Below are 14032 nucleotides of genomic sequence, written 5' to 3'. Positions count from 1 at the left end.
GGATTTCCTCATCGTTTAATAGAGATTAGGAGATCATAAGGGGAAAGAAGAAACTAACGAAGGGTCTGGTGATAAGGAATGGGCAAAAGGGAATGTGTGGCAATGTTACTTTCCGGAGGGGAGGGACGCCGACTCGGTGTCTTGACGCATCATAAAGCAAAACCAGCCGTTCATTTTGGCGGGGCCGCTCGAATGATCGATTATGCATTAAGCAACTGCAGAAATTCGGGCATCCAGCACATCGGTGTTGTGACACAATACCGGCCTGAGGCCTTGCACCAACATATTGGTGAAGGCACACCTTGGCTTCAAGACACAGAGCAGGGAGAAGTGGCCATTCTAAGCTCCACTCAGGAGCACGTAGGCAAGGATGGATTTACAGGAACTGCAGACGCTGTTTACCAAAACTGGCATTTTATTGAGCGCCATCAACCCGAATACGTTATTGTATTGTCTGGGGATCATATATATCAAATGGATTACAGTCAGTTAATCAGGCAGCATCGGGATACGAAGGCTATGGCTACGATTGCCGTTACAGCTGTTCCTTGGGCGGAAGCCAGCCGCTTCGGAATTATGAACACGGATGAGTATGGACGCATTACCGAATTCACAGAAAAACCGGACAAGCCTGTAAGCAATTTGGCTTCCATGGGAATTTATGTGTTCGATACGGCATTCTTGCAGCAATACCTAAAGCAGGATGCAAGCATCAGCTTATCCAGTCATGACTTTGGCAAGGATGTTATTCCTGCAATGCTGAATAGTGGGGCCATAATGAATGCTTTTGCGTATGATGGATATTGGAAAGATGTAGGAACTCTGGATAGTCTGTGGGAGGCACACATGGATTTGCTGGGTGACAATCCTAAATTTGCTGTACATTCGCAAGCATGGCCACTGCATACAGTTGTGCGCGCAGAACCTCGACTTTATAAGGAAACCACAGGTATGATTCGTCACTCTTTGGTGTATGATAGTTGCAGTATCCAAGGAATGGTTGAGCGCTCCGTAGTGTCAGCAGGTGCCAAAATTGGTCAAGGCAGCCGAATTTATGACAGTGTGATTATGCCGGGTGCTGTAATCGGTCAAGGCGTAACACTGCACAAAGCAATAGTTGGTGAAAATGCAATTATCCATGATGGCGTCAGCCTCGGAATTCCTAATAGCAATGGTGTTTCTGTTATAGGTGACAAGGAAATTATTTATGTTAAAGGTGAGAAATTGCCTAAAGTATATATTCCGGCCAATAAACTGCTCGTAGAAATGATTGGCTAAGCCTGCGCATGTAAAGAAATGATGAAGGAGTTTCAACAAAAGATGCGTACGAAGCCGTTGGTTTTGCTTGACAAAAAAGCTTAGGAGGAGAAGCTCATGAATAAGCTGCTTGGAGTGGGTTTACCATTAGCCGTACTGGTAACTGGTGGTTTATGGGCGCAATTTCAGGAAGTCGAACATCCTGTGCTAACCACAAGCGTATCTGTCCTGACCGAGAACATTGCGGCAGCAGATGTAACTACAGCTACTTATACAACTCCTGAGTTTTCGTCTGCAAGTACTTCGGCTTCCGAAACACCTTCATCACTTCTGAGGTTTACCTCAGTTAACGGAATCGCTTTGTCTGATGATTTAAAAACGATTGTTGAGCTTAAAGGAGAACCTCTTAGCCTGATCCAGGATGATATTATAAAATCGTCGCGGACCTACCTTTTCAAGGACTGCGAAATCAATGTGGTAGACGGTGCGGTTCAAAGCGTTTCTGTAGGCGAAGCCGTCGGAAAGGTTGAGATCGATGGGATCAGCTTTCCTTTTGATAAGCTAAAGGATAGACTTGGCATGCCATATTTCATTAGTGAGGACGGAATCGTATATAAAAAGGGCAATATGGCCTTCAAAATTTTTATGGACCCCCACGATAATCACGTCAAATCGGTTAGTTATTTTCATGCGGGAAGTCAATAAGATGGTCTGATGGCTGACACCTTTTCCCTTAGTGTCATTATGTTTGTTAGCTTCATCAAAAAGACGTTAGCAGATAGGGTTTATTACTATAGCCCCCATCTGCTAACGTCTTTTCGGTTGCTTTCCATGTTTTTTTTACCATTTCTCAATGAAAGGCCGGCAATACATACTTAATGATAAAGTACAGAAAGCCGAAGAAAATAATGATGTAAGCTGCATATTTGATAAAAGTTGAAGCGACCTGTCCTTTATCCAAACGTGTTTCAGATGTATTGACTTTCTCAGTTTTGAACTCATCCATTGTAATCACTCCTTCATATTAGGCTGTTGTTAATTCCTGTTATGAGATCCATTACCCTCGTAAAATCCGGTTGAATCAATGGTTCAAATAAAAGCTTCATGGGTAATTAGTACATAACTGAAGCAGGTAAAGAACTCAGGTGTATACATGGAGGGGGATATGGTATGAATAGTATAATTATCGAAATTAGTGTTGCAGCGGTAGCTTTGGCTTTTGTGGTGTTGGTTGTGTTTTTGATTACAACTTTAAGGTCGATGTCGGCTCTATTGGTCCAAACCAATACAACGATCCACGATTTGCAGAATCATGTAGTGGGTGTTACTAAAGAAGCATCCGATGTGCTTCGGCATACCAACGCTGTCACGGTGGATGTGCTGAATAAACTGCATGCGTTAGAGCCTACTTTTCATTCGGTGAAGCAGGTCGGTGAAGCGGTGGATGAAATTACAACCTCAGTAAAAAATGCGTCAGTAACTGTTTCTAGGACCATTAAGGATAAGGTAGCCAGTGAGGCTTATTCCCCGGCTGCCAGCAATATCGCGAAAGCAATCAAAACGATTCCACTTGTGCTTGATATTTGGCACCAGATCAAACATAGAAGACAGGAAGCAGCAGTGGCAAAATAATTCACAATTGCTGTTTCGAAGGCTATAGGTTAGGGTAAAGATAAGATATATTGTACACCCTTATAAGGTAATTTGAAGGAGGAACTACTTGAATGAATCGTCAACATGTATTTGAGATAGAGAAAGAGGCTACAGCGGACAGCTGGGTGCTGTACTTGAAGGGAGAATTGGATTTGTCCAAGGCTGCAGAGCTGCGGGCTGCCGCTGACCCTTATGTAGCAGATACAGGACGCAACCTTATCCTTAATCTAAAGGACCTTCAGTATATCGATAGTACGGGAATCGGTGTGATTTTATCCTTGTTAAAAGCCAGAAACGTGTTGAAAGCACCTATTGAAGTGGTGGAGATTCCGCTTAAGGTTCAGCGTTTATTCGATATGACCGGCTTGACATCTTTTATCCAACAATCCTCGAATAATACGAATTAGAAAGGAAAGAAGCGACGATATGAATGGGAACAATCGAATGGTCTGTATGACTCTGCCTGCGGATGCGGAATTTATTGATGTGGTAAGGTTGACGTTGTATGGTCTATGCAGCAAGGTTGGTTTTTCTTATGAGGAAATTGAAGATATGAAGGTTGCTGTTGCCGAAGCATGCAACAATGCAGTTGTACATGCCTATGAGCCTGGGCGCACGGGAGCTATGGATGTGAAATTTGAACTGCTCGAAACCGGTATCCGGATCTCTGTGAAGGACGAGGGAGCCAGCTTTAATTATGCAGAAAAGGTAGAGCAAGCGCAGTCCCTACATGAGCAAACGTTGGATGAAGCCAATATTGGCGGTTTGGGTATTTATCTCATGCAGGCTTTGATGGATGAAGTCGAAGTGAAAAGCAACGGAGGCACAGAGGTCATTTTGACAAAATGGCTGAGTAAAAGTGAGGAACTTGTATGAAATTAAATTCTGAGAGACCGGCATTCAATACCCAGGAGCTGATCAAAGAGTATCAGGAAACGGGAAGTAATGAGGTCGCAACAACGCTACTGCTAAAATACGAATCTCTTGTAAAAATGGCAGCAGGTAAAATGTCGCGCAATCGTCCGGACCTCTTCGAAGATTTATATCAAGTGGGACAAATGTCGATGCTTCGACTTTTCAAGCAGTTCGATGTTGCGCAAGGCGTACAGTTTGAGCCTTATATGATGAAAAGTGTCATTGGACATATGAAAAATTACTTGCGGGACAAATCCTGGTATGTTCAGGTGCCAAGGCGGGTAAAGGAAAAGGGCGGTCGGATTCAGGAAGCGATAGATCGCCTGACAGTGATCCTGGAGCGTTCACCCAATGTAGAGGAAATCGCGGCTGACGTTGAGTTAACTGTTGAAGAAACGATAGAAATTTTGGCAGGAAGAGAGTATTACCACTATGTCTCTCTGGATACACCTCTTTCCACAGAAGAAAATGGAGCTACCATCGGTGATCTGTTGGGTACCGACAAAGACGATTTTCAGCAGCTGGAGCGACGGCTTGATATCGAGGAAGCTATGCGTCAGTTGAAGCCAGAGGAGCAGCAGGTGCTTCATCTTGCTTATGTAGAGGGCCAGTCACAAAGAATGATCGCTCAAGAGCTGGAGGTTTCGCAGATGAGCGTTTCACGCATCCAGAAGCGAGCCTTGGATAAGCTGAAAACTTTTCTTGCAGAAGCCAGAGGTAGCCATGATGGTTAGAACTCATAGATTATTCCTGTAAAACGCGTCCTTTGAAGAGGGCGTGTTTTATATTGATTCAGGGTAACGCCCAGCGGGTAATAAGTAATAAGAACTCCAGTAGTACAACTCGTAAAGGCGGTGGATGTTATGACGATAAAACACAGTATTACCTGTGAGGGCAGCGATGTATTGGTGCATGAGACAGAATCAAACTCCTATCAGGTAAGTATTCAATCCAAATCAAATCCTTTAGGAAAAGGCAATGTGTTGGAAACGTTCACTCGGTTGGAGGAAGCTATCGTTGCGGCGGAACACTTTTGCAAGCTGCACGCTGCCGCTAAAGAGAAGGGCTACTATCTGGAAAATGGGCATTTTGTTAAACCAGATCGACCCAAGCTCCATGTAGGGCAGCTGCTTAATGAAAGAAAAGAGCCGGAGCAATTTTTGCAGCTATTGGAAAAGTAAGCACCCGATAAGGTTTGGTAAGTGAATATAAGCGATGACAGCGGGGAAGCTCCTTCTGTCATCGCTTTTTATATGGAGTGACTGGACTAATAGCATACTTCAATTGGGCTTGCTGGAGTTACGTTAATATGTGATTTCGCTCGTTCTAGTTCTTAAAATGGATATAACGGGGGAATATCTTCATAGGAGCATCTTCCATGGGCCAAGTATCTGGTATGATGAAAAAGATCATAACATGAGGATTTTTCATGACGTGACGATCTGATACGATGTAAAACATCGATAAAATTAATAAAAACGAGTACTTTGATCTAAACAGCAGCTGTTACGATGTTTTATATCATTAAAAGTGTCTGGAACAGCTTGAAACTCGCCAATCCGATGTTTTACATCGTTACAAGTAACCAGTTAGTATGCGTTGATAGTTTGTTCGTATGGAGTCCAATTGAAGTAAAAGCTGAAGTTAAACTTGCAGTAGAACTTGCAGTAAAGTGCGGCCACGGTTGTAGAGGAATCCATTGTAAGTGTGGTATTGCGGTAGCAGTTAAACACGATGCACGTATGACCAGCTGAAGGGTGTGCTAGTGTCACTACATAGGAAGAAGTACCCCATATACCTGAATACGACAAAGGAAGCAACAGGACTCATTTATCTGCTTCCAGATGGACTCTGCAAGAAGGAAGCAGCCCCAAGCTCAGAGTAGAACAAGTGAGGGAATGGGTATGGGGTAGAGGAGCGCTAGCGTCCGCCTTTGAAGCTCGTGTTCCAACCGCTGCAAGCCTTCCATTCAGGGAACATGAGCTTCAACAGCGGCCGGAGTCCCATACCCATTCCCTCCGCACACTCGAATGATGGGTTTAGACAAATGTTTTAAGGCTTGGAATACAGCAAAAGGACGATTCCCTATCATGCGGGGAACCGTTCTAATGTTTGCTATGATGCCGATGCGGTGTACGGATCAGTATTCAATTAGTTTTTGCTGCCGACAGCATCTAACTTTTTGGTTTCATGTAACGCCTGATTGGTAGCATTAGCTGCCGTATCTGTCGCTTTATGTGTGGAATCAGCGGCTTGATCCGTCACTCGATGAATCGTATTCGCGGCTTGATCTGTCGTTGTATGGACGGCCTGAGCGATAGATTCAGTAGCATTGCGAGCAGATTGAGCTGCACTGTCAGCAGCGCTCTTGGCTTTGTCCAATAGCTCAGAGCCATGCTCGGAAATCAGCTGAATGGCGTCCGCTGTAGTGGTTTTGGCTTGTTCCACCCATTCAGAGCTTTTGGATTGAAGGGTTTGAACCGTTTCTTTAATATCTTCTCTAAGCTCACGTCCTGATTTAGGCGCCAATAACAGAGCGACTACTGCACCTACGGCGCCACCAATAATTGTTGCTGTGATTACGTTGCTGCGATTCGTTACTGTACTCATGATTATCCACTCCCATTTGTTTTTTTGTGTAATTAATAGGATCTGCTGTTCATCGTTCTTGACAACAAAGTCAACAGGAATACGAACAATGCAGCCCCAATAATTGCAGGTACTACGGCAAAGCCTCCGATAACAGGACCCCATGCTCCAAGCAGCCAGCTACCGAGCCACGCTCCAACGAATCCGGCAATCATTGAGCCGAAGATGCCACCTGGCATTCCGCCCGGTGCTATCGCGGAACCAATAGCTCCGATTACGATTGCCATGATGATAGTAATGACTATTCCAATCATGTCACCACGCTCCTTTCGGATAAGGTTTCCTTCCATGTTGTCTATTACCCTGCTGCTGGAGAGCCGAAACAGGACAAAAAGAGACCCGCTGGCAACGGGCCGCGGGTCTTAAGTCAAACTATATTTTAAAAAGGGGGTCATGGATTAGTATAGCCTAACTACATGAAGAGAAGATGAATACTTTATTTCAGTTAGATGACAAAATGATAACGAATAATATCTGCATAAGCCTCAACCGTTCACGTCCAGCGCCTCAAATCCGTGACTATCATAAAACACGGGTCCCCTCGACCAGGTGCATGCCAAATGCATCAGCAGCTCCCCGGTCATTTGTTCCCGACGTTTTGCATGAGTTTCATCGGTATACAGATTGTTCCACTCATTGGGGTCTTCAGCGAGATGGTAAAGCTCACCTTGAAATTCGTCAACTCTGCCTACGGCATCGTTCAGAGTACCGTTCATGTAAAGGATAAGCTTCCAGTCCTTCTTGCGCCACATCAAGCCTGGAGTGGAATGGCGTGCGGATGCCGTTTTGCCATGCAACTCACAAAAGGTTCCTTTGCGCTGCAAGCTGCCGAATAAATCCAGACCCGGCAGAAGTGGATTGCGAGGCAATCCCGCTACTTCGCTTAAGGTCGGCACCAGATCAATCAGTTCAGCCGGACGTTCATCGACCGTTCCCTGTCGGGCTTCAGGTACATATGTACCTGAAAGGATCATGGGCACACGAACGCTGCTGTCATACAGGCAGTATTTGCTGAACCGATAACGGCGCTCTCCCAGCATCTCCCCATGATCCGAGACGAATACGATGAGCGCGTTGTCCAGAATGCCTTGCTGTTCCAGACCATCAAGCACACGTCCAAAATAATGGTCAAGCCAGGAGCAGTTTGCCCAATAGCGCAGGGTCGTACGCTTGCGCTCTTCTGGCGTGAGCGTCTCCCAGACAGCTCTGCGCCTGGAGTAATTGCTCTCGGAGCTGGCTTCATCTTCGGAAGCAAGATGGGTGTCGGTTTCATATAACCATGGCGGCTGGGCGATATCGGGAATATCGTGCAGTTGGTACAGGTCCTCGAACTCTTTGGGAACGTTAAACCCGGCGTGAGGCTTCAGAAAGGACAAGTACAAGAACAAAGGTTTAGTCTGATCAATCCCATCCTCAATGTAGCGCAAGCATTGCTCGGCAACCCAGCCGTCCCGATGATGCTCCATCGGTATTTGGCTTGTAGCCCCAATATAACCCAGCGCATTCTCTTCGCCGCTGCCGTAGTGCTTCGTTTCTTCGTGATAGGCCTGTAATCCATCAGGCTCCAGATCACCCATCATGGTTGCGTCCTGTTCATAATGTCCGCTGTTCCTTGCAAGGCCCACAGCCCGTACATCAAAACCGCGTGTTGGCGGAAGCGGGTTATGCAGTCCATGATTCCAGTGTGTCTTTCCAAATCCGGCGGTATGGTAGCCTGCACGACGCATCAGCTCCGGCAGAGGTTCGGAGGGCAGCTTCTGCTCCTCATATAAGCCACCATGGTTTGTACGTACACCGAGCTGCGATGGATAGAAGCCAAACATCATCGAGCTTCGGCTCGGTACGCACATGGGAGCTTGGCAAACAGCCTGATTGTAGGTAATTCCACGCTCTGCCAATTTGTCCAGATTGGGTGTTTGAATATGCTCGTTAAATTGCCCCAGACAGTCCCATCGCTGCTGGTCTGTCATTAAAAAAATAATGTTTGGTTTGGTTGGTACCATGTAGACCTCCGATACATTGAATTGTTATCCTTTTACTGAGCCTACCATAGCTCCTTTGGCAAAATGCTTTTGCAAAAATGGATACACGATCAGAATGGGTACTGTTGCAATAATAACAGCAGCCATTTTGAGCATTTCCGATGGGGGAGCCTGTTGAGTAACATCGTAGGCTTCCAGATCCGTGTTGGATGCACTCAGCAGCATATTTTGCAGCAGAACCTGAATGGGCCATTTGGCAGAATCGTTAATATACAACAGTGCCTGAAAAAACTGATTCCAATACCCAACCGCATAAAATAAGCCGAAAGCAGCCATCGCAGGCAGCGATAAAGGAAGAATGATCCGAACCCACGTCTGGATATCGTTGCTTCCGTCAATCGACGCTGATTCATCCAGCTCGGCAGGGATGCTTGCAAAAAAGCCTTTCATCAAAAGAACATTCCACCCGCTGGCTAATGCGGGAATAATGAGGGACCAGAGGCTGCCGATCAATCCGATCTGTCTGACCAGTATATAATGTGGAATGATACCCGGGCTGAACAGGATCGTCAGCAGCACCATCATCAGTACTATACGCCGCCCGCTCATCCTGTGGCGGGATAAGGCATAGGCGAGAGAAGAGGTTAGCAACAAGCTGCAGGCGGTTCCTACGGTTGCCAGAAAGGTGCTGTTGCCCATTGAACGAAGGAACGCTTTTGTAGAGATCAGATACTCATAAGAGGCAAGGCTCCAATGGTTTGGGAATAACGTCCACTTGTTGAGCATGTACTCCGTAGGGTCCGTTAGCGATACAATCAGCACGTAATAGAACGGGAAGACGGTGACCAGCCCCAGCAGCCCCAGCAAGGATATATTTAATGTTTGGAAGATCAGGCTGCCAGCATTGTCGGTTTTCATTTGCATTTCCTCCTTATCCTCTCAATATACGCCTTCTTCGCCAAGCTTGCGGGCCAGTCGGTTGGACAAGATGACCAAGATCAATCCGATCACCGATTTGAACAAGCCAACAGCAGTGCTGTAGCTGAACTGACCGCGTTGAATGCCTGTCCGGTATACGTAGGTATCAAATACTTCAGCCACCTGAGAGACGGCTCCGTTGTACATAAGGAAGATATGCTCAAAGCCTACATCCATAATATCGCCCAGCCGCAAGATCAGCAGTATGACAATGACGCTGCGGATCGATGGCAATGTGACATGCCACATCTGGCGCAATCGTCCCGCCCCGTCAATTCGCGCTGCCTCGTAAATCTGCGGATCAATCCCGGAGATCGCTGCAAGGAAGACGATGGTTCCCCACCCGGCTTCCTTCCACATGGACTGCAGCGTTACCATGATCCAGAACAGATCAGGATTGGTTAGGACGTCAATCCGCGACCAGCCGCCTGCCTCCAGCACATGATTGACCAAACCTTCGCCTCTTGCAAACAGTATAAACGTCAAGCTGGCGATAATGACCCAGGATAAAAAGTGCGGCATATAAATGACGGATTGTATGATCCTTTTGTAGATGACACCCCGAAGCTCGTTAAGCATCAGGGACACCACAATGGGAAGCGGAAAAAAGAACAGCAGACTCAGCGTATTGATGGCCAACGTATTGCGGAACAGCAGCCAGAAATCGGAGGTGGCAAAAAAACGTTCAAAATGCTCCAGGCCGATCCAAGGGCTGTGCAGAATACCGCTGAGCGGAGAATAGTTTTGAAAGGCGATCATGACGCCCCACATCGGCACATATTTAAACACTATGAAAAACAGGACACCAGGCAAAGCAAGCAGGTACAAATAAAGGTTTCTTCGCAGATCGCGCGTCAAATTATTCACCTTATTTACCGACTCGTTTAAGATAAGCCTGCGTCATTTCTTCGGACATCTTGATCACGCTCGGATCGGCTTTCATCTTGGCGACAAAATCGTCCCAAGCTGTGATAGGCTCGCGTCCATAAATAATTTTGGCTTTCAGATCCTGAATTTTCTTTTCCAGATCAGGCAGCACCTTTTGCGCTGTTGGCGAATTCAGTCCGGTACTGATATCTCCTATGCTCACTTTGGAACGCTCCTGCTTTACTTTATCATACAGCTCTTGGGAAGCTTTTCCCTCTGGCGTGGTAGGTATCGGATCGAGACTTGGATCAATCGGATTCACAATTTGATTGAAGTCAGAAGCATTGTCGGCGTTTAATTTGTCTGGAATTTGCACCTTCACCCCATTGATGACTTGGTGATGTACACCTTCAAAGCCGAAGCGTTGGATGGCAGACACATCGGTATTCATCCAGTCATTGATCAGCTTCAAAATCCGTTTCATTTTGGCTTCCGGTACGGACTTGGGAATTGCCAGAATCCCGTTGAACCCGGCGCTTTTCGGAGTATAGCCATTGATGGAGGTCAGCGGATAAAACTCCGTATCCTTAAAGTCCGAGACCACCTTTTTTAAATCCGTTGTATAGACTCGGCTCGCGGTTCCGGATTTATCGACGATGATTCCAGCTTTATTTGTTTTAAACAGGTCACGAACCTGTGTGATTTTTAAGGAAAGCAAGTCCTCTGGCATCAATTTCTCCTGGAACGCCTTGGCGTTGTATTCCAATGACTTTCGCACCTCAGGCAGCAAGGCCGTATAAACGAGCTTATTATCGACCAGCTTCCAGCTTCCGGTCACGCCGGTAAAGGAGCTTTCAATCATCCCCAGCACGGGACCGATTCCCCCTCCATTGGTCGTATCGTCAGACGGAATATAGGCGGCTAATGCTGTTGTATCGTTCTTGCCGTTCTTATCAGGATCCTTCTCTTTAAAAGCCTTCATGACCTCATATAATTCATCTGTTGTCGTGGGCGGCTTGAGGCCGACATTATCGAGCCAGTCCTTGCGGATGATAAAAAAGCTTTCATCGTTCTCGTCGCGTCCACGAGGAATTCCATAGTTTTTACCGTCAGCCATTTTGGTAGACTCCCATGCTATAGGGGAGACACCTTTTTGAAAATTGGGATATTCCTTAATGTACGGTGTAATGTCCCAGAATGCGCCTTGCGCGACCATGGAGCGGAAATTGCTCGAAAAAGGATTGTTGATCATCGTCAGATCTGCGATATCTCCCGAAGCTAATGCAATGTTCAGTTTGTCTGAATAGACATTATTGGAGGTCCATCGAATCGTCATTTTGGAATTGGTCGCTTTTTCGATGGCTCTTTTGATCACGTTGTCGTCGCTCGCTGTAGGTGTGCTCGGCGTTATGGTCATGATGCTCACCTCTAATGGAGCCTCTGTCTGACCTTTCACGGAGGTGTCTGCAGCAGGAGCCGGGTTGTTGACAGGTGTCGGGCTTGCGCCGCAGGCTGATAACCCCAAAGGCAGCATCAGTAGTAAAATGCTGGTGCCTGCAAGCAGTGGTGGTTGATTTGGATACCTCTTCTTGTCTGGTGTTGTGATCAGTATGTTTTTTCTTTGTATACGCATATCCATTTTCCTCTCTATATAGAACTCGATGGGTCATTTATGAAATCCGTCGATTCTTGGCCTGTTTGCGAAAGCCGCTCGGTGTGTCTCCAACAATCCGTGCAAATAGGCGGGTGAAAAAAGAAGTATCACCGAAGCCGACAGCCAGCGAAATCGATTCAATGCTTCGCTCGGTTTCATGAAGCATATGCTTGGCGCGTTCCATCCGGATATTTTGCAGCTTGGAAGTGATGCTCGTTCCCGTTTCCTGCCGGAACACCCTGTTCAGATGCCGTTGGCTAATATTGAAATGTTGGGCTAACAGGATGCCTGTAATTTTGTGCTGATAATTGCTTTCGAGAAACGCGCAAACCTTACGGATCAGAATCTCGTGTCCGCTCGACAGCGGCTTGGATCCGGTTTCCCCTAGCTCGCGCTGCGAATGGTAGCGGGAAAGCAGTATGAGCAGATCTATCAATTTGTGACTGAGGATGGTTTCAAATGCAGTATCACGCAGCTTGATTTCCTGAATCATGCTCGCAAGCAATCCCAATACAACCGAGGATTGCCGTGAGGTTAGGCTTGATCTTTTGGGCAAATGATCGAGAATGTCATAAAAGGGTGCCAAGTAGGCGAGACTGTGAAGCTGGGTCGGTTTAAGCGGCAGTCCTTCCCGCACCGTTTCAGGGAGGAACAGGCAGTTGATGATCTCAAGCCCGCTATTCGCTACATCGAGATAAGAGTGAATTTCCCCGGGAAGAATTGTATACACGTCACCCGCCCGAATTTCGTAATATTCGTCATTGATCTTGTGTATGCCGCCACCGTGAACTACATAGACGGTTTCAATAAAATCATGGCCGTGCTCTTCAATCAGATTGTGCTGCCCATGAGAGGAACGTTGAATCCATAGGGGGTAGCCTTCTTTTTGGTATCCACCAAATGTTTTGATTAGCAATGGTAACAGCTCCTGTTTTCTCTAAATAATCACTCCTAGATCAATACCAAGTATAACACTGGTTTTTATTTGTTTTGTTTATTTATCATAAACGATTTTGGCGTGGCACGTTATGTTCGATTAGGCCAAATACATGTCTATTTGCGACATCAGGTATCCAAAAACGGACAATCGGGCCATTAATGGGAATGCAAGGCTCGATGAATACCATACTCTGGTATACAGACAAAAAGAGACCCGCTGGCAACGGGCCGCGGGTCTTAAGTCAACTATATTTTAAAAAGGGGGTCATGGATTAGTATAGCCTAACTACATGAAGAAATGATGTATTCTTCATTTCAGTTGTATGACAAAATGTTAAAGTTTTGATACATACAAGCATGCAAATGGATAGTTCTTATATCAAGTGGGATTTATGGTAAAATAGGAATAACGAGCTCAGAGTGCTGCATATGTGCAAGTCTATAAACCAATTCCAATAACGTGTAAAGGAGCCCAAACCATGACAGCTGTTCAAGTTCAACAAGCGGTACCGGATTTTACTTTACCAGCGGCGAATGGAGCCGAAGTTTCTCTCAGTGATTTTCGTGGCAAAAGGGTACTGATCTACTTTTATCCGAAGGATATGACACCTGGCTGCACCAAGGAATCGTGCGAGTTCAGAGATTTTAACGGCCAATTCGGCCAATTAAATACCGAGGTGATCGGAATTAGTCCGGATGATCTGGCCTCCCACAATCAATTTATCAACGAATACCAGCTGCCCTTTTTGCTGCTTAGTGATGTTGATCATCAGGTTTGCGAGCAATTTGGTGTGTGGAAGCTTCGGGAACGAGACGGAAATCAGTTTTATGGCGTAGAGCGCTCTACATTTTTAATCGATGAGCAGGGTGTTCTGATTAAAGAATGGCGTGTGGTTCAGGTTGACGGTCACGTGGCCGAAGTATTGGAAGTTATCAAGTCGTTATAAAATCAGATAGAGCTGATCGATGGGTGCCTTTCTGGTTGTTCAATGTCAAAAAACCGCTCATATCTGAAGTGACCCCAAAAAGTTAGACAATATATATTAGGCTCCCTTATGGGTGTGAATCCGGTATTGTACCGGGCTCATGCCCTTTAGTTTTGCCTTTATGCGTTTGTGGTTGTAATACTGGATATATC

17 protein-coding genes are annotated in these 14032 nt (G+C 46.1%); 8 read left to right on the top strand and 9 right to left on the bottom strand.

Annotation, left to right across the window (positions count from 1 at the left end):
- Window positions 1-96: 96 nt before the first annotated feature.
- Together LRL21_RS43005 and LRL21_RS43000 are read left to right on the top strand one after the other, a co-directional pair.
- Window positions 97-1278: a glucose-1-phosphate adenylyltransferase gene (locus tag LRL21_RS43005; RefSeq protein WP_338044772.1), complete on the top strand. Its 1182-nt coding sequence runs from the start codon at window positions 97-99 to the stop codon at window positions 1276-1278.
- Window positions 1279-1374: 96 nt separating this feature from the next.
- The gene (locus LRL21_RS43000; protein WP_240421897.1) at window positions 1375-1962 is read left to right on the top strand and encodes a hypothetical protein; all 588 of its coding nucleotides are present in this window, start codon (window positions 1375-1377) and stop codon (window positions 1960-1962) included.
- Window positions 1963-2107: 145 nt separating this feature from the next.
- Here LRL21_RS43000 and LRL21_RS42995 read toward each other — a convergent pair whose 3' ends face one another.
- Complete coding sequence (locus LRL21_RS42995) at window positions 2108-2263, bottom strand: hypothetical protein (RefSeq protein ID WP_240421896.1); 156 nt, start codon at window positions 2261-2263, stop codon at window positions 2108-2110.
- A gap of 164 nt (window positions 2264-2427) precedes the next feature.
- Between LRL21_RS42995 and LRL21_RS42990 the strand changes: the two genes are divergently transcribed.
- The 5 genes from LRL21_RS42990 (at window position 2428) to LRL21_RS42970 (ending at window position 5006) form a co-directional block, all read left to right on the top strand.
- Window positions 2428-2889 (top strand): DUF948 domain-containing protein, encoded by a 462-nt coding sequence (locus tag LRL21_RS42990; RefSeq protein ID WP_240421895.1) that lies wholly within the window; start codon window positions 2428-2430, stop codon window positions 2887-2889.
- A gap of 92 nt (window positions 2890-2981) precedes the next feature.
- The gene (locus LRL21_RS42985; protein WP_240421894.1) at window positions 2982-3317 is read left to right on the top strand and encodes an STAS domain-containing protein; all 336 of its coding nucleotides are present in this window, start codon (window positions 2982-2984) and stop codon (window positions 3315-3317) included.
- A gap of 19 nt (window positions 3318-3336) precedes the next feature.
- The gene (gene rsbW / locus LRL21_RS42980) at window positions 3337-3786 is read left to right on the top strand and encodes an anti-sigma B factor RsbW (protein WP_240421893.1); all 450 of its coding nucleotides are present in this window, start codon (window positions 3337-3339) and stop codon (window positions 3784-3786) included.
- Window positions 3783-4559: a sigma-70 family RNA polymerase sigma factor gene (locus tag LRL21_RS42975; protein ID WP_240421892.1), complete on the top strand. Its 777-nt coding sequence runs from the start codon at window positions 3783-3785 to the stop codon at window positions 4557-4559. Before rsbW ends, LRL21_RS42975 begins: the two co-directional genes overlap by 4 nt.
- Window positions 4560-4688: 129 nt before the next feature.
- Window positions 4689-5006, top strand: a complete 318-nt coding sequence (locus tag LRL21_RS42970) for a hypothetical protein (RefSeq protein WP_240421891.1) — start codon at window positions 4689-4691, stop codon at window positions 5004-5006.
- Window positions 5007-5976: 970 nt separating this feature from the next.
- On the opposite strand, the gene LRL21_RS42965 is transcribed toward LRL21_RS42970, so the two are convergent.
- From LRL21_RS42965 to LRL21_RS42935, 7 genes are all read right to left on the bottom strand, one after another.
- Window positions 5977-6435: a YtxH domain-containing protein gene (locus tag LRL21_RS42965; RefSeq protein WP_240421890.1), complete on the bottom strand. Its 459-nt coding sequence runs from the start codon at window positions 6433-6435 to the stop codon at window positions 5977-5979.
- 32 nt (window positions 6436-6467) lie between these two features.
- Window positions 6468-6728 carry a GlsB/YeaQ/YmgE family stress response membrane protein gene (locus LRL21_RS42960; RefSeq protein WP_240421889.1) on the bottom strand — a complete coding sequence of 87 codons (261 nt, stop codon included), beginning with the start codon at window positions 6726-6728 and terminating at the stop codon, window positions 6468-6470.
- Window positions 6729-6959: 231 nt separating this feature from the next.
- On the bottom strand, window positions 6960-8477 hold the full coding sequence (locus tag LRL21_RS42955) for a sulfatase family protein (RefSeq protein WP_240421888.1): 1518 nt from the start codon (window positions 8475-8477) through the stop codon (window positions 6960-6962).
- 24 nt (window positions 8478-8501) lie between these two features.
- Window positions 8502-9374, bottom strand: a complete 873-nt coding sequence (locus LRL21_RS42950) for a carbohydrate ABC transporter permease (protein ID WP_240421887.1) — start codon at window positions 9372-9374, stop codon at window positions 8502-8504.
- Window positions 9375-9395: 21 nt separating this feature from the next.
- Window positions 9396-10301 carry an ABC transporter permease gene (locus tag LRL21_RS42945; RefSeq protein ID WP_420832567.1) on the bottom strand — a complete coding sequence of 302 codons (906 nt, stop codon included), beginning with the start codon at window positions 10299-10301 and terminating at the stop codon, window positions 9396-9398.
- A gap of 1 nt (window position 10302) precedes the next feature.
- Window positions 10303-11934 (bottom strand): type 2 periplasmic-binding domain-containing protein, encoded by a 1632-nt coding sequence (locus LRL21_RS42940; protein ID WP_240421886.1) that lies wholly within the window; start codon window positions 11932-11934, stop codon window positions 10303-10305.
- 37 nt (window positions 11935-11971) lie between these two features.
- A complete protein-coding gene (locus tag LRL21_RS42935) occupies window positions 11972-12871 on the bottom strand; it encodes an AraC family transcriptional regulator (protein WP_240421885.1) in 900 nt (299 codons plus the stop codon).
- 502 nt (window positions 12872-13373) lie between these two features.
- Between LRL21_RS42935 and bcp the strand changes: the two genes are divergently transcribed.
- Window positions 13374-13841: a thioredoxin-dependent thiol peroxidase gene (gene bcp, locus LRL21_RS42930; protein ID WP_240421884.1), complete on the top strand. Its 468-nt coding sequence runs from the start codon at window positions 13374-13376 to the stop codon at window positions 13839-13841.
- A gap of 96 nt (window positions 13842-13937) precedes the next feature.
- On the opposite strand, the gene LRL21_RS42925 is transcribed toward bcp, so the two are convergent.
- A partial coding sequence (locus tag LRL21_RS42925; RefSeq protein ID WP_240415445.1) for an IS3 family transposase occupies window positions 13938-14032 on the bottom strand: 95 nt, incomplete at its 5' end.

The sequence above is a fragment of the Paenibacillus periandrae genome (genome assembly GCF_022458865.1).
GTDB classification, from domain to species: Bacteria; Bacillota; Bacilli; order Paenibacillales; family NBRC-103111; genus Paenibacillus_S; species Paenibacillus_S periandrae.
Note: the sequence above shows the minus strand (reverse complement) of the source record. Positions and strands in the feature narration are given on the sequence as shown.